The following is a 15,218-nucleotide window of genomic DNA, read 5'->3' on the forward strand; positions in this document are numbered from 1 at the left end:
CGGTCCAGAACGTCTCGGCCTCGGACGGGCCGATATCCATGCCGAGCACCTCGCGCCGGCCGTCGCTGTTGACACCCACCGCAATGATCACCGCGACCGAGACGATGCGCCCGTTCTGGCGCACCTTTACGTAGGTGGCATCGATCCACAAATACGGCCAGTCGCCCTCGATTGGGCGGTTGAGGAAGGCCTTCACCTTGTCGTCGATCTCGGTGCACAGCCGCGACACCTGGCTCTTGGAGATGCCGCTCATGCCCATCGCCTGCACCAGATCGTCGACGGAGCGGGTTGAGACGCCCTGCACGTAGGCTTCCTGCACCACGGCGGTGAGTGCCTTCTCGGCCATCCGCCGCGGCTCGAGGAAACCCGGGAAGTAGGAGCCCTTGCGCAGCTTGGGAATACGCAGCTCGACCGTGCCGGCGCGGGTCTCCCAGCTCCGATCGCGGTAGCCGTTGCGCTGGACCTGACGCTCCTGGCTCTTCTCGCCGTAAGCGGCTCCGGTCAGGCCTTCGACCTCCAGCTCCATCAGCCGGTGGGCGGCAAAGCCGATCATCTCGCGCAACAGATCGGCATCAGGGGTCTTCTCTACGAGCGCGCGCAAGTTCATCATGTCGTCGGTCATCGGTGGTTCCTCGAATCAGGTTGGCTGTCGCAATCCAAACCTTACCGACGAATCATCGGTGACCACCCGCAAAGCCGCCCGCCCGCTACGGCGCTATCGGAGGGCGCGCGGGCGGGCGACTTTGCTCATCAGCTACACCACTTCTTGGGACACGACCATTGCGGATACTATCGCCCTCGACGAAGCTCGCGCCGTTGCAGCTATCCGGCGTATGCGTGAACGCTTCAAAAAACCGGAAATGACGCCAGCGGAGCTATTGCTAGTGATGGAGGCTGCGGGACTGATTGAGACGGTTGACGTGCTAAGGCCACACGTCGAATCGCTCTAGCCAATGATGCAAGCTCCACTTCGGATATTCCAAAATGAAGGTTATGCGAATCAATCATCTTCGATGCTGGAGCCAAAACCCGTCCCTTTCTCACGAGCGAACTCTCGCCCGTTGCAACTGCCGCAACGCTTGGCGTCGGGTTCGTTTGCGCAGGCGTCGAACCGGCGTGATCGACGGCATCGGCGACAGTGTCGTGGCTGACGCCGGCTCCTCGACCGCGCGGGCATCAGGCAGCTCCATTGGCTGAGCTGGTGCGGGCCGCGCCTCCATGACCGCGAGAACCTCGCGTCCCTTATCAGTGATGCGCCAGCCGCCGTTCCTCCGCTGGATGAGACCTTGGGAGAAGATATCCAGGTCAGGCACGCGGGCCGCCAATCGCTTCGTGCGTTCGGCCCAGTCCCGTCCGCTGGTAGCCAGAATCGCCATATCGCGCTTGATGTCCTCCATGACGGCGAACCCGTCCGGTTAGCTGACCAGCACCTTGAGAACCGTCAACTGGAAGTTCACTGCCCCACCCGTACGCGGCTTCTACGAACTTACTTCCCTACATCTTTAGAGGCACTCGAGACCTCCTATCGACTCACGCCATTCATTGGCTCATTTGTCTTGGAGGTGCGGGCGTGGTGATGGTGTAGCACCCCAGCACGGAACGGTGATGCCCGCGTCGGGATTGACGATAGTTGACGTGCAAGCTTGAAGAATTCAACCGCGCGGCGCCGCAAGCAGCCGCTTAGATTGCTTCCGCGATCCAGGACGCAGCTAGGCCCGCGCGAAGCAGCGGCGATTCGCCACTCCCTGCTAGGCGCCGGTCACGTTGAGCCGCACGAACTCGGCGCAACTGACAGGCACCTAACTGCAAGATCCGAGGGGAGAAGACCTTGACACTGTTCTTTATTTGTTCTAGCTGATAGCACGCGCATCGGTCTTCGTCGGGAGGCCGCATCGGAGCAGGTAGGAGATCATGAACGACAAAAAAGAAAAGGAATTCCACTTTTTCGTTGATGGGGTGAAATACGAGACCGAGCATTCTTATCTCTCCGGGGCCGACATTAAGCGGATCGCCAAGATCGAAGCGAATTATCAGCTTTTTTTGGAAGAGCAGGGAGACACGCCGGATCGTCCGATCGCTGACCCAGATACAGTGCCCCTGAACGATCGGATCAAGCATTTTTTTGCAGTGCCGCCGGCGACATTTGGACATGGAAATCATTGATAAGCAGTTTGCGGCGCTCCAACAGCATTTTCCCTTGGCGCGTCGAACCCCGATGTCTAACGGAGCTGTATTGGTTGAGATTCCGGAATTCGATCTTCCAGAAGGTTGGAGCATCGCTAAAGGGACCGTCATCTTTCTGCTGCCGCCGGGATATCCTTCGGCACAACCGGATTGCTTCTGGTTGGAACCGGGGCCTGTTCGCTTGGTGGACGGCGGCGCTCCGACCGCCTCGAACGATGCCAATCCGGTCCCGGGGGGTGAGCCGCGAGGCACTTGGTTTTCGTGGCACTTGCAATCTTGGAATCCAAATCGCGACAACATGCTGACCTATGTCAACGTCATCGCGCAACGTCTAAACCCCGCACGATAGTGGACGATCTTCTCATCACCTTTGCTGATCTCGACTTCGTCCGGCGCTCCGTGCTGGGCGGTCGAACCGAGTTATGCTTGGTCTTGATGTGCGGCCGAACGTCTCGGGCCGACGGTCGTGCAAGGGTGTTGGTGCGAGAGGTCGTCGTGCCCGCTGAAGACGACTACACTCGGCGCAGCCAACTCGAAGCAGAGCTGCGGCCTGCGTTCGTCGCCAGGTGGGCAAAGATTGCTGCGCGGACCAAAAGTAGCCTGGTGTTTGTGCATAGCCATCCCGGGAGTGCCGCGCCCGAGTTTTCGCGCATTGACGATGCGGGTGAGGAGGTTCTCGCACACTTCTTTCGGCATCGAACCCCTGATTTGCAGCATCTGGCCCTTGTTGTAAGCGACGGAGGGTATGCATGTCGCTACCTTGGAAGCGACCGACATCTTCGTCTGATTGCGGTAGGGGATGATCGACGAGTCCTGTTTGATCCCAGTCGATCACACAACCCTTCCGATCTTTACGATCGGCAGGTTCGGGCCTTCGGTCGTGCCGGGCAGAGCATCCTGCAAAGCCTCAGGGTGGGGATCGTGGGACTTGGTGGCACGGGATCGCTGGCTGTGCAGCAATTGGCTCACCTCGGCGTCAAGGAGTTCGTTCTGGTTGATCCAGATGTCGTCGAGCTGACTAATTTGAACCGCTTGGCAGGGTCCGCATCTGCCGATACGGGGCAGGCCAAAGTCGCGGTGGCCGAGCGATATATTCGCGCAGTTCAACCTCGTGCCGTAGTCACCTCTTTTCAAGAGAACGTGGTCTTCGTCGAAACCGCAAAGAAATTGCGAGACGTTGATGTGCTGTTTTGCTGCACCGATTCACACGGTAGTCGAGCCGTCCTTCAGCAATTAGCTTATCAATATCTCATTCCTTGCATCGATATCGGGACCGTTATCGCCGTTAAGGGGGGCAAGATCACTCACATTACCGGCCGCGCCCAGATGCTGTCGCCTGGATTGGCTTGCCTCACCTGCGGTGGTCTCTTGGATGGTAACGAGGTCCGCCGCGACATGATGTCGGAGGCCGAGCGCAAGCAGGATCCTTATCTCGTCGGCGCTCGTGAACCTGCGCCCGCGGTGATCTCGATCAACAGCACTATTACCTCGCTCGCCATCACTATGTTCTTGTCCGCTGTTGTCGGCGTGCCATCGCCGGCGCGGCATCTTCTGTATGATGGTCTGAGAAGTCGCCTCCGGTCGGTCAAGGGTGAGCCCGTCGAGGACTGCATCGTCTGCTCGCGGGCAGGTGTTTTGGCAAGGGGCGATGGATTGGCTCTCCAAGGCCGTCTCGCTCAAAATGTCAATCGTTGACGTTACAGCTTTTGGTCGGTCGGAGGTTGGCTGGATCGGCGCCGATCCCCCGGCTGAGGCTAAGGCGCCGTTTCAAGACCGCGGCCTCACGATCAGACAACAGCAGATTACCGCTTTTCAGCCGATGGAGCCTGCTCTGTTGGCGAGCCTTGCCGCCGTCGTAATCGTCCAGCAACAAGATTACCCATCAAGGTTCCAGCGAATCGTTCGAAGCTGCCTTAAGCACCTGCTTGATTACGAATGCCGCGTCTTTGTCGTGCCGTTCGGCGTTGCTGGTCTTCCGCAAGTGTATAGATGTCTGGAAGAGGCGCGTGTGTTTGCCAGCAACCTTCCGAGCGACGTCCTGCGCAATCAGTTCACGTGGCAGAGATCATTGGGCGATCCGATGCCTCTCCCCCCGCTGCCGCACGTCACCATCTTGTCGCCCATTGCCAATTGGTCGGAAGCGGCCAACTTCTTGGTTCGGCATCTCCCCGGCGAGGCCGTGCAAGAGTCCGTCAGTTTCAGCTTCGCTCCCGAATGCGAGTTTGGAGAGAACGACGCTGGTGTTGGCCAAGTCCTTCTGAAGCGCGCGTTCAGAGGTTACACGGCCGTGCATTTCAGTCCAATGACCGAAGGCCGATCTGGGGCTGCCGTATACCGTGCCTACCCGGTCTTCGGCGCCTTTCACACTATGCCGCGCTTTGTCAAACTCGGTGATCGCAGCAAGATCTTTCAAGAATTTCAGAATTACCAATTGAATGTCGAGAAATACGTGCCTTTCAATCTCGGGCCACGATTGAACTACGATCTATGCTGTCTCGGATCGACACGCGGTGTGCTGGTCGGCGATCTCATCGAATCCTGTGAGAGTCTGAGGCTTGCCGCACGGAGCGGCCGGGCCGGGCCGGCAATATCGTGCCTATTCGATCGAACGCTGCAAGCGTGGTATCGAAATATCGAACGCCGAGATACGCCACTTTCGCAGACCCTGGGTCCGCGCTTTCCAAAGCAATTTGACCGGCGCCGGATGCAAAGGGCGCGATCGATCGGCTCGAGATGCGACCGCGATCGACTATTTACATTGTTCGAATACTGCGCAAGTTCTCCGGTGTTATTCGCAAAGATTCATGGCGATCTCCACGTCGACAATGTTCAGGTGAGGGGGCACGAGGCGCTCGTCATCGACTTCTATGCCAATCAGGATGGACCGCTGGTGTGGGACATAGCGACCTTGGAGGCCAGCCTATTGGTCGATGCCTTCGATAATCATGAGCTCTGGTCCTTCGATGAGTGGTGGAGGTCGATTGAGCAACCGTATGGTGGTAAGCCGCTCGACATGCTGCTCGGGCACGGTGATCCGCGCGATCCGCATCGCTGGTTTCACGAAGCCGTGCGACAGATCCGGCACTATGCCGCGCGTGTCGCGTCAGCAGATCAATACGGAGCGGCTCTTGCACTGGCCCTTCTGAACAAGGCGGCCAAAGATCCAAACCTGAAAGGTCCTGAGGATGAGCGTCGCGCCGCTGCGTACGTGCTAGCAGAGCGCATTCTCAACAACAACTTCGCACCGCAGTGAGGCGAATTCATGGGCATCGTCATTCTCAACTTTCGGGCGAAGGTCTCTTCACGAGGCGAGGCGGACCAGCACCTGTCGAAACCCGGCGATGCTGTCCTGGTCAACCGCGGTGGTCCACGTTGGCTCGTGTTGTCCTGTCCATGCGGTTGCGGCGAACGATTTCCAGTCAACCTCGATCCAAGAAGCGGGCCCGCCTGGCGTATCTACAATGCGGAAGGAGGAAAAATGAGTGTGTTTCCTTCTGTTTGGCGCGATACCGGCTGTCAAAGTCACTACATCATCTGGCGCGGACGTATTTATCTGTTCGGATCAGACAATGATGCGGAAACAGACGCTGGTATTGCATTGGATGATTTGCTCGAGCCGGTGTCGAAACGATTGTCGTCCGCCGCTTGGCGGTCATTTGTCGAGGTCGCCGATGACCTCGGAGAGATCCCTTGGGACGTTCTGGAGGCCTGTCGGACCCTCGCTCGCAAGCGGGTGGCCGAGGAGGGAACTGGCAAGCTGAGAAGCCACTTCCGTTTACGTTCGGCCTTGGGAAGGACGGGCAAGGTCGACTTCACGGCTTGAGAACGTTTGCTTCAAACGGCTGCGAATACCGAAGATAAATTAGTCAGCTCGCTTACTCGTCACTTGATTGATCAGCACGACAGCGCGCTGGGGCAGGGCAAGTCGAGCTGAATTGCTGCGCTGGCAAATAGCTCGTAGGAATATTTGGATTCGCATAATATTGATTATGGAATACTTTTACAATTCTTGAAATATGATCCAAAATGACTTCGGAGTACTTTGATATACTTGCGCGGAGATTTTGTCCAGATCAGCCGACTTGTGGCGTGTCGCACGCCGGCTCCGAGCCCGGAAAGTGCCGCTGGACGTAACCACGACGGGCTTTGCGCCTGAGCCAGAACTCAAGAGCCTCGACGGCTTGCACGTGCCCATCGAACAGATCGAGCCGCCGTCGACCGCGCCCACCGAGACGACCCCATTCGCGCACCAATGCCGTATCGCCGAACAGCGTCGGCTCGATCGTGAGCACATAGAACCGCGCCATGTTACGGGCCGGATCGCGACGCTCGAGCACGAGATATTGCACGGTGAGTGCGGACATGCGCCAGAATCGCAATTCCCGAATCGACCGTCCAATTAAATAAATGAATCCATCAGGGCCAAGGATTCAGAAATGTTATGCGGTAAGCGAGCGGCTGTGGCGTCAGAACGAACCTCCCGTCAGATCCAAACCAGCGCGGATCGGGATACAGGCATCTGCAGCAAGGTCCGTATTTTCGCAGCGATCTGAACGAACCGTCGACAACAAAGGCCTCTGCGCTCCCTGCCTAACAGAAGAGTTTTTCGAACAAGAGTCAGCTGTGCATGTAAAGTCGGCTCAACGGTCAATTCGCCGCGACGCTCGCGTCCCACGTCGCGCTCGGCCTGTGTGCTTTGTGACAAGCCGACAGAATGCGCCAAGACATCCATGACAATGCCGCATTCTTTCACCTGACGACAGAGCATTCATCGTCTTAAGTGGGCTGGGCATCAACCCTGAACTACGACCGGATAATTCGACGTGACAGACCTGCAGCGTCGCGCACTTCAGAGCATAAAGGCTATCGCATTCGACGTGCAGGGCACCTGCGTCGACTTCTATCAGCCGGTCCTGCGCGCCGGCGCCGAGCTCAATCGCGCCAAAGGATTGTCGATCGCATGGGCGGAGTTTTCGACCGAATGGCGCGATCTCTATCGCAATGCCATGGATGCCGTCATCGCAAGCAGGCGGCCCTGGATACGTGTCGACCGTATCTATCGCGAGGCGCTGGATGTGCTCTTGGAGTGGCGCGGCCTCGCCGGCTCTTTCACCGAGCCGGAGCGCGACGAACTAAGCGCGGTCTGGACCAGGCTTGACCCCTGGCCCGGGACCTACAAGCCGGCGCCGGCGGTGTATCAGCTCGCCGTCGATTTTCTGGGCTATCCGCCGCATCAAATTTGGATGGTCGCATGCCACAAATATGATCTGAGAGCGGCGCGCCGCTTCGGCATGCGCACAGCATTCGTTCCCCTGGCAGCGAACTCCTTGGCCTTGTCCAGCTCCTTGGACAGAGATAGACGGGCGGCAGTATTTCCGAAATGCTTGCTCTGGATCGTGGACTTTGCGGCGGGGGCGCCCTCGCCTTCTTCCCAAGCGCCGAGAAAGGCTCCGTCCCGGCCACCATCGTTGGAGGCCAGAAAGTTCTGCATCGGGCGCTTCAAAACTTCGGCCGCGATCGCGAGGCACAAATCCTGGAATGCCTTCCATCCGATCCGATGCAAATCGTCGATCATCTTCGAAATTCCATAGCGGCTGGCCTGCCTAAATAGATAGGGTTGAGGGAACCGTCGCGCGCCTTCGTAAGCTTCAGGGACCGGCGCACTATCGGTCAAATATGACTAATTACGCTAAGAAATCGGTCATATATAATGAATTAGAGAGCAAGCGCTATTTCGCTCTGATGGTGCACGAAGGCGGCTTCGTAGTCACGCGATTGGGCTCCGCTGACCCCTGCCCGTCGGAAAGTCTCCCGCCATCCATCGGACACGCGTTGGGCCGTATCTCGGATGATCTTTCGCGCGTCGGCGTCGGCGATTTCGAAAAACTCGCAGGCCTCCAGGGCGAGCTTGATCGATCGGTCGTGCGTGCCGCCCTCCATGATCGCCGTCTCGAGATGCGGATTGCGATCGGGCGCCGGGTTCACATCGAACATCGGCGACAGACGCCAGCGTCCCGAACCGACATAAAGAAAGCCATGGTTCTTCAGATGATCATCCTTGTTCGAGACAAGGATGGTGAAGACCATCCGCCGATAGAGCTCTTCAAAATCGACTTGCGGATCCGGAGCTGCCGTCCGCATGAAATCGACGATTTCCGTATACGAACCGAGCGCGACGCCTGTCTTCCCGAGCGCCGTTCGGGCTGAGATGTAGGGAATGCGGGCGCGGCCGCGTCGATCGAAGCGCTGGATCAGCGCGACCGGAAATTTCGTGTCGGCGAGTTCCAGTCTTACCTCGGGAATGCGGATGCCGCACATCCTGGCGAGGTTCAGCGTCGCGACCTCGACCTGTTCGATCGGGTGCTGATCATGGACGGAAGTGAATTTGGCAAGCCAGAGAACGTCGCCGTCACGGACGTTGGCTTTGGGCCGAGCCCCACCCGAGCCGCCCGCTCCGGCAAGAGCTTGCATGTCTGCAGGGGAAATCTCCTTGCCTTGTTCGTAGGCGCGGGCGATCGTCGTGATCGCCTCTAGATCAAGAAGACGCGGTACCGCCTCGTCGGCCTTGCCGGCGATGATGTTGCCCTGTTCATTGATGAAACGCAGAGCACCTTGCCGGCATGTATCGGACAGCGTGAGGTATTCGAATTCGGAAAGACCATTGCCATAGGCACGTTCAAGCAGTCTGCGTCCCCAGCTATCGGGCGCAGCATCGGAGAAGACGCCAGCAAGCGCGTCACGCGAATTGCCAGATTGCGCCGACGCATGAAACGGCCCGCCCTCAAAGGGCATATTCGGCTGCAATGCGAAGGCACGAGGATCCTTCGCCCAGGCCGGGTCATAGGTGAAGATCGAAAATTGACGAGGTCCGGTCTGCGTGAAGCGTAGTTCACCGACTCGCGTCAAACCTTCGCCAAGGGCGACTTGGGCGTAGTATTCAGTCATCAGAAGGCCACGCCGCTCGGATCAACATCGTCCGTTTCGTCTTTCCCGGCCTTGTCGTCCTGCCTCTCCTGCCTGCGCAGCGTCGCAGCATACGATCGACCGCGCTGCGGCAACCGCTCCGAGGTCAGCGCCAAACCCAGATCGTCTTTTCGTATATCGACGAGATCGGCCAGTTTCTCGATAAGCCCGAGAGAGACGAGCACGTCCGCGAGCGTGCCTACGGCGACTCCCGGATCGCCTCTTTCCAGGCGCGCGATAGTGCTAGGCGACGTACCCGCGCGCGCAGCCAGGTCGGCCACGGCCACACGACGGCTCAGGCGAGCCGATCGAAGGTCGTGACCAAGGCGTTTAAGCGCGGTTTTGGATTTGGGCGAACTCATGATCTCACCATATCTGGCTAATAATATGATCTATTACATCATATATGACTAATTGGTTTACTTGACAACGGCCTGACCAGTCCATTTGGGTCCGGAGCCGGCCCTTTTTGAGACGTGCAACAGCATCAGCTCCGCCTGTTTGCTCAGCCCCTACGTGCGGCCGCCGGCGGTCGCGATCGGGGAGCCGTGCGTAAATTCGTTCAAGATCTTGCGACGAGGAACCACGACCTCGGAAATCGACCTTGTCATGGCTGATGAGGTAGACAATGAACGCCTTGCAGAGATGGCCCGCGATGTCTCCGTTAACACATCTGTGCGAAGCCTAACGGTTAGTCGACGCTCAGCGAGACGTCGCGCAGCTCCGACTCGACGACGCGGCTCCTGATCACCGGCGTTACCTCGACGTTGATCTGCGCGTCACCTTTCCGCACGGTCAGTTGGTGACGATCTTTCACCAACTACCGTCACCCACGCGCACGGCAATCCCTTCTTGATGGCCGCCGCTCATGCGCTTCATCGCCGCGTCGATCTCGCGATCTTTCCAGAAAAGTCATCTGTAGCGAACAAAAACGGCCTTGAATTCCGATGAACAATACGCGTGCGAAGCTCACCGTCGCCATGGCGCTCACGACAGCAACTGTCATCCGCCAGACCGGTGAACATATCACCATTACCATCAGGGCGATCCCATGTGTCGCGGTGCAATCAGGACAGCAGCGAGCGCTGCTGTAGAGAAGATGAGCGACTGAGGGCTGAAGAACATGTTGGGTGTGCGGGCGAGTCGGGAAATGGACTAACCAGGCAGGACGGCAGTCGAATATATGGTCATAATACCGATACCCACTGCCACGCATCCAACAGCTAGCCGTAGAACACGATTAGCCCACGAGAGCATGCGTGCCGAGATCACCAAAGGAATCGCAATGACCGACGAGAGGGCCGCCATCCCGATCATCGAGCCGATCCCGAATAGAAGCATGTAGAGCAACGCGTCGCGACTGTTGGGCGCCTGGGACACGGTAAGAACCAGCAATGCCGCCGACCCCGCCATCCCATGCATAAGTCCGACAGCCAGCGTCCGCCACCGGATATTGTGCTTGTGGTCATGAGAGCTCACGCCATGCATCGTGGTCTCCCCGGCGTGGCTATGAAGATGGAAGTGATCAACACCGCTGCCGTGTTGATGACGATGGAAGTGAATCCGATCGCGCCATAGTCGCCACAGAACGTCGCTTCCCAACAAGATCAACATAACACCCACGGCTGTCTCAAGCGGCTGCGTAAGACTTGGCGGGATTGCATATCCAAAGATCAAAGCCGCGCCAGAGAAGAAGAACAGGGTGATCGTATGACCCAGGCCCCAGGTCGCACCATGCTTGACGATCTCGACGACGTTCGTGCGGCGTGCTGCAATGCTCGACACCGCGGCGATGTGATCAGCTTCGAGCGCGTGCTGCATGCCCAGCAACAATCCCAGCCCCAATACCCCGAACATGGCAGCTCCCACTCGTTATGAAGCGAAGACTGCGTCTCTTACCCGTTGACCTTCCCGTCGAATCCAATCGTACCACCCCTCGAATCCTGTACCGCTCCTTGCCGAAAGCTGAATGACCTCGATATTCGGATTGACCTCCCTGGCGTAGCCGACCGCACGATCGACGTCGAAGTCCACATGCGGCAGCAGATCGATCTTGTTCAAGATCATGAGGTTCGCCGACTGGAACATGTGCGGATATTTGATCGGCTTGTCTTCGCCCTCGGTCACGGAGAGGATGACGATCCGCGCATGTTCGCCGAGATCGAACATTGCCGGACAGACGAGATTACCGACGTTCTCGATCATCACGATCGATCCGGACGGAGGACGGAGTTCCGAAATACCGCGGGCGATCATGTCGGCCTCGAGGTGACAACCCGTTCCCGTATTCACCTGCACCGCAGGAGCGCCGGCGCGCCGAATTCGTTCCCCGTCGTTCGCGGTCGCTTGATCCCCCTCGATCACAAAAAGATCGGCCTCGTGGTGCAAGTCACGGATCGATCGCTCCAGCAGCGCCGTTTTTCCTGCGCCTGGCGAGCTCACCAGATTCAGGGCCAGGATCTCGCGGCCAGCAAACCATGCCCTGTTTTTGGCTGCCAGAGTGTCATTCTTCGCGAGGATTCGGGCTTCCAGGTCAACCACGGTGCTCGCGCTGTGCGCGTGCTGGTGGTGCGCACGGAGGTGGTCGTGATCATGACCATCGGCACCATGATCATGATGATGGTGATCGTGATGTTCGTGGCCGTCATCGTGAGAATGCGAATGCCCGTGATGGTGTTCGTGCGAATGGGTGTGAGCAACGCCGTCGGCATGAACATGGAAGTGATCATGCGGATGTTCGTCCGGGCCGGACCGGTCAAGAGCCGTCTTGTCTCCCGTCTGGAGATTGAGAACCGTGGCACCCGCCTTGGCGCCGCAACCACAATGTCCGCACATCAAGCAGCCTCCTCTTCGATTTCCATGCTTTTGATGCTCAATTCCTCACCTTGCAGGCGCGTAAACTGCCGCGACCCGCAAGGACACGGCGCGAACAGACTTGCCTGCTCGAATTCCGACCGGCATGCCGCACAAAGCGCCCGTCCGCCGACCCGCCTGATCTCAAGCGCGGCGCCGTCAAGCGGCGTCCCTTTGGCGACAGTCTCGAAACAGAACGCGACCGCCTCCCCCATCACACCGGAGAGGTCTCCAATATCGACGGTAATGCGGCGAACCTTGCGACCCTTGGCAGCATCGCTGACGATCGCCACGATGTTACGGGTAATGCCGAGTTCGTGCATGGGTCCTCTCAGCAGATCCGAGGCAACTGCTCGCCGACCAGCATGTCGACCATTCGACGGCCGCCGAATATCGTGTGCATCGTGACGCGACGTTCCTGCTCCGAGACGACGCGACCGATACGAGCGGAGCTTTCGCCAAGCGGATGTTCCCGCATTGCCGCCAGCGCCGCTTCGGCTTCATCGTCCGGAACGACAACGACAATCTTGCCTTCATTGGCGAGATACAACGGATCGAGCCCAAGAACCTCACAAAACGCCTTCACCTCCTCACGGATGGGCGTCATGCATTCTTCGATCTCGATGGACACGCCTGAGCCGTCCGCAATCTCGTTCAGTACCGTTGCGATCCCACCACGCGTCGCGTCGCGAATGAAGCGCGTACTCGGTGCTGCAGCGAGGATAGAGCCGATCAGCTCATGCAAGCACGCGCAATCGCTTTCGATCGGCGTATCTAGCGCCATGTCGCCGCGGGCACAGAGGATGGCGGCGCCGTGGTCGCCGAGGAGCCCGTTCACGAGGACCGTGTCGCCCGCACGGGCCTTTTCCACACCGAGAGCAAGCGAAGCGGGAATGGTCCCAATTCCCGTCGTCGTGATGAATATCTTGTCGCAGGCACCCCGGGGTACGACCTTCGTATCGCCGGTGACAATTCGAACTCCGGCCTGCGCGGCTGTCCGCGCCATGGAATGCGCGACCTGACGCAACAGGTCGATCGACACGCCCTCCTCGATGATGACAGCGCAGGAGAGATACATCGGCACAGCGCCGCCCACGGCGAGATCGTTCACGGTCCCGCAGACCGCAAGCTTTCCGATATCTCCGCCGGGAAAGAACAGGGGATCGACGACGAAGGAATCGGTCGTGAAGGCGAGCCTGTCGCCATGCGCTTCGAAGGCGACAAGCTCGAATCGTGCCTGGTCCTCGAGCGGCTCGCACGCTTGCTCGCCGAATGCCGCCAGAAACACGTCGTCGATCAAATCCTTCATGGCCTTGCCGCCGCCGCCATGAGCGAGCGTCACGGAACTGACATTGACCTTGCCGAGCGTGCGAGCCTTGACGAAGGGGACGATATTCATACGACCTCCGCTTGCCGCTTCTGACCGCCATACTGGTAGTAGGCCGCGCAGGCGCCTTCGGAGGACACCATCAGCGCGCCGAGAGGCGTTTCGGGCGTGCAGGAGGTGCCGAACACCTTGCACTGCCACGGCTTGAGCGCGCCTTTCAGCACCTCTCCACACTGGCACGACTTGGGATCGGCGATCCTGACGTTCGGAATCGCAAATTTGCGCTCGGCATCGAAATGCGCGTAAGTCTCACGCAGACGGACACCGGAGTGATCGATCGATCCGAGACCGCGCCATTCAAAGAACTCGCGCAATTCGTAGACCTCGGCCACCGCGCGGAGCGCCGCGTTGTTGCCCTCATCCGGCACGACGCGGGCATACTGGTTCTCGACCTCGGTCCGGCCTTCCCCGATCTGCTTCAAGAGCATCCAGATGGATTGGAGGATGTCGAGCGGCTCAAATCCGGCGACCACCATCGGCTTTCGATAATAGTTGGCGATGAACTCGTATGGCGCGGTGCCGATCACCATCGACACATGGCCCGGCCCCAGAAAACCGTCGAGTTGCAGGCCGGGACTATCAAGGATCGCCTTGATGGTCGGAACGATCGTGATGTGATTGCAGAAGACCGAGAAGTTCGAAATGCCCTCGCTCTCAGCCTGCAGGATCGTCAACGCCGTCGACGGCATGGTGGTCTCAAAACCGAGGCCGAAGAAGACGACCTCCCGATCGGGATTGCGCCGCGCGAGTTCAAGTGCGTCCATCGGCGAATAGACCATGCGAACGTCCGCACCGTCTGCCTTGGCCTGCAAGAGGCTCTTCCTCGAGCCGGGAACCCGCATTGCATCCCCGAATGTGGTGAAAATCACCTTTGGATTCTCGGCAATCGCGACGCAGTCATCGACCCTCCCCATCGGCAGGACGCAGACCGGACAGCCGGGGCCGTGCACCAATTCGATCTCCTTCGGCAACATTCCTTCGAGGCCGTAACGGAAGATCGAATGGGTGTGCCCGCCGCAGACCTCCATCAGGTACAGCGGCCGTCCTTCCGGAAGTCTTATGCTGGAAACGAGCGCCTCGATCTCGCCGATCAGCACGCGCGCCTTTTCGCCGTCGCGGAATTCGTCGACGTATTTCATGCGGCCGCTCCCTTGGTTCGCGCCGAGCCCCGGTCGTCAGCCAGCAGCGTGTGAACGAGATCCCAGAGGATATGGTAGGCGGTCACATGGCATTCCTGCGTGCGGTGGATCGACGTTGTCGGAACGACCAGGCAATGGTCCAACATGCCCGCACTTTTCATCTTTCCGCCATCGCCGCCCGCAAGCCCTATGGTCACGATGCCCATCTCGCTTGCCTTGGCAAAGGCCGCCATCAGGTTCGAGGAATTGCCGCTGGTGGAAATCCCGATGAGCGCATCACCTTTCCGCCCCTGCGCCACGATCTGGCGGACGAAGACGTGCTCGAACCCAAGGTCGTTTCCGACGGCGGAGATCATGGCGAGATCGGCGACGAGGTTTGTGGCGGCCAGCGCGGGCCTTCCCGCCGTGATCGGATGGACGAACTCGACGGCGACGTGCGAGGCATCGCAGCTCGACCCGCCATTGCCCATGGAAAACAGCCGCCCTCCATTGCGGTAGACATCCGCAATTGCCTTCGCCGCCGCGACCAGCACCGCCGCGTTCTCGGCAAAGAAGCGTGCGTTGGTCTCACGCGAATCGCGGGCTTTCTCCTCGACCGAGAGCATCAGTGCGGCGTCGAGCCGTGCCGGTTCCTGCTGTTGGCCGTGCAGAAACGGATAGAGGCCCTTGAGATCGCTGTTACCTGACATGAC

20 protein-coding genes are annotated in these 15,218 nt (G+C 59.0%); 8 read left to right on the plus strand and 12 right to left on the minus strand.

The window, feature by feature from the left end; all coding sequences use genetic code 11:
* The coding region (locus tag BDOA9_RS33345; protein WP_025038290.1) for an IS256 family transposase at positions 1-622 on the minus strand (622 nt) is incomplete at its 3' end.
* Between BDOA9_RS33345 and BDOA9_RS39605 the strand changes: the two genes are divergently transcribed.
* Complete coding sequence (locus BDOA9_RS39605) at positions 609-950, plus strand: hypothetical protein (protein ID WP_244521604.1); 342 nt, start codon at positions 609-611, stop codon at positions 948-950. The genes BDOA9_RS33345 and BDOA9_RS39605 overlap by 14 nt on opposite strands.
* A gap of 90 nt (positions 951-1,040) precedes the next feature.
* On the opposite strand, the gene BDOA9_RS33355 is transcribed toward BDOA9_RS39605, so the two are convergent.
* Complete coding sequence (locus tag BDOA9_RS33355; RefSeq protein WP_244521605.1) at positions 1,041-1,397, minus strand: hypothetical protein; 357 nt, start codon at positions 1,395-1,397, stop codon at positions 1,041-1,043.
* 514 nt (positions 1,398-1,911) lie between these two features.
* Here BDOA9_RS33355 and BDOA9_RS37030 point away from each other — a divergent pair.
* From BDOA9_RS37030 to BDOA9_RS38360, 5 genes are all read left to right on the plus strand, one after another.
* Complete coding sequence (locus BDOA9_RS37030) at positions 1,912-2,163, plus strand: multiubiquitin domain-containing protein (protein ID WP_042336969.1); 252 nt, start codon at positions 1,912-1,914, stop codon at positions 2,161-2,163.
* Positions 2,150-2,533 (plus strand): E2/UBC family protein, encoded by a 384-nt coding sequence (locus BDOA9_RS37035; RefSeq protein WP_082847948.1) that lies wholly within the window; start codon positions 2,150-2,152, stop codon positions 2,531-2,533. The genes BDOA9_RS37030 and BDOA9_RS37035 overlap by 14 nt, the downstream gene beginning before the upstream one ends.
* A gap of 146 nt (positions 2,534-2,679) precedes the next feature.
* Positions 2,680-3,879, plus strand: a complete 1,200-nt coding sequence (locus BDOA9_RS33365) for a HesA/MoeB/ThiF family protein (RefSeq protein ID WP_244521606.1) — start codon at positions 2,680-2,682, stop codon at positions 3,877-3,879.
* A complete protein-coding gene (locus BDOA9_RS33370; RefSeq protein WP_128929562.1) occupies positions 3,833-5,437 on the plus strand; it encodes a phosphotransferase in 1,605 nt (534 codons plus the stop codon). Before BDOA9_RS33365 ends, BDOA9_RS33370 begins: the two co-directional genes overlap by 47 nt.
* Before the next feature lie 9 nt (positions 5,438-5,446).
* Positions 5,447-6,007: a DUF6527 family protein gene (locus tag BDOA9_RS38360; RefSeq protein WP_025038295.1), complete on the plus strand. Its 561-nt coding sequence runs from the start codon at positions 5,447-5,449 to the stop codon at positions 6,005-6,007.
* Positions 6,008-6,257: 250 nt separating this feature from the next.
* Here BDOA9_RS38360 and BDOA9_RS33380 read toward each other — a convergent pair whose 3' ends face one another.
* Positions 6,258-6,548, minus strand: coding sequence for a WGR domain-containing protein (locus BDOA9_RS33380; RefSeq protein WP_025038296.1), 291 nt, complete (start codon positions 6,546-6,548; stop codon positions 6,258-6,260).
* Between the two features lie 459 nt (positions 6,549-7,007).
* On the opposite strand from BDOA9_RS33380, the gene BDOA9_RS39280 reads away from it, so the two are divergent.
* Positions 7,008-7,775: an HAD-IA family hydrolase gene (locus tag BDOA9_RS39280; protein ID WP_025038297.1), complete on the plus strand. Its 768-nt coding sequence runs from the start codon at positions 7,008-7,010 to the stop codon at positions 7,773-7,775.
* Positions 7,776-7,899: 124 nt separating this feature from the next.
* Here BDOA9_RS39280 and BDOA9_RS33390 read toward each other — a convergent pair whose 3' ends face one another.
* The 3 genes from BDOA9_RS33390 to BDOA9_RS39940 form a co-directional block, all read right to left on the minus strand.
* Positions 7,900-9,129 carry a type II toxin-antitoxin system HipA family toxin gene (locus tag BDOA9_RS33390; RefSeq protein WP_025038298.1) on the minus strand — a complete coding sequence of 410 codons (1,230 nt, stop codon included), beginning with the start codon at positions 9,127-9,129 and terminating at the stop codon, positions 7,900-7,902.
* Positions 9,129-9,509, minus strand: coding sequence for a helix-turn-helix domain-containing protein (locus BDOA9_RS33395; RefSeq protein WP_025038299.1), 381 nt, complete (start codon positions 9,507-9,509; stop codon positions 9,129-9,131). Before BDOA9_RS33395 ends, BDOA9_RS33390 begins: the two co-directional genes overlap by 1 nt.
* Before the next feature lie 329 nt (positions 9,510-9,838).
* Positions 9,839-9,964, minus strand: coding sequence for a hypothetical protein (locus BDOA9_RS39940; RefSeq protein WP_256375433.1), 126 nt, complete (start codon positions 9,962-9,964; stop codon positions 9,839-9,841).
* Positions 9,965-10,094: 130 nt separating this feature from the next.
* Between BDOA9_RS39940 and BDOA9_RS39175 the strand changes: the two genes are divergently transcribed.
* Positions 10,095-10,241, plus strand: a complete 147-nt coding sequence (locus tag BDOA9_RS39175) for a hypothetical protein (protein WP_192859674.1) — start codon at positions 10,095-10,097, stop codon at positions 10,239-10,241.
* Between the two features lie 61 nt (positions 10,242-10,302).
* Here the strand turns inward: BDOA9_RS39175 and BDOA9_RS33400 are convergent, their stop codons facing one another.
* Genes BDOA9_RS33400 through BDOA9_RS33425 form a run of 6 tightly spaced genes read right to left on the minus strand, consistent with a single transcriptional unit; the run spans position 10,303 to position 15,215 of the window.
* Positions 10,303-11,004 (minus strand): urease accessory protein, encoded by a 702-nt coding sequence (locus tag BDOA9_RS33400; protein ID WP_025038300.1) that lies wholly within the window; start codon positions 11,002-11,004, stop codon positions 10,303-10,305.
* Between the two features lie 15 nt (positions 11,005-11,019).
* Entirely contained in the window at positions 11,020-11,982 is a 963-nt protein-coding gene (hypB, locus tag BDOA9_RS33405) for a hydrogenase nickel incorporation protein HypB (RefSeq protein WP_025038301.1), read from the minus strand.
* Positions 11,982-12,323: a hydrogenase maturation nickel metallochaperone HypA/HybF gene (locus tag BDOA9_RS33410; RefSeq protein WP_025038302.1), complete on the minus strand. Its 342-nt coding sequence runs from the start codon at positions 12,321-12,323 to the stop codon at positions 11,982-11,984. The genes hypB and BDOA9_RS33410 overlap by 1 nt, the downstream gene beginning before the upstream one ends.
* A gap of 8 nt (positions 12,324-12,331) precedes the next feature.
* A complete protein-coding gene (gene hypE, locus BDOA9_RS33415; RefSeq protein ID WP_025038303.1) occupies positions 12,332-13,399 on the minus strand; it encodes a hydrogenase expression/formation protein HypE in 1,068 nt (355 codons plus the stop codon).
* A complete protein-coding gene (gene hypD / locus BDOA9_RS33420; RefSeq protein WP_025038304.1) occupies positions 13,396-14,526 on the minus strand; it encodes a hydrogenase formation protein HypD in 1,131 nt (376 codons plus the stop codon). Before hypD ends, hypE begins: the two co-directional genes overlap by 4 nt.
* Positions 14,523-15,215, minus strand: coding sequence for a D-sedoheptulose-7-phosphate isomerase (locus BDOA9_RS33425; RefSeq protein WP_025038305.1), 693 nt, complete (start codon positions 15,213-15,215; stop codon positions 14,523-14,525). Before BDOA9_RS33425 ends, hypD begins: the two co-directional genes overlap by 4 nt.
* Between the last annotated feature and the right edge of the window lie 3 nt (positions 15,216-15,218).

Origin of the sequence: Bradyrhizobium sp. DOA9 (genome assembly GCF_000617845.2) — a bacterium.
In the GTDB taxonomy this organism is placed as follows: domain Bacteria; phylum Pseudomonadota; class Alphaproteobacteria; order Rhizobiales; family Xanthobacteraceae; genus Bradyrhizobium.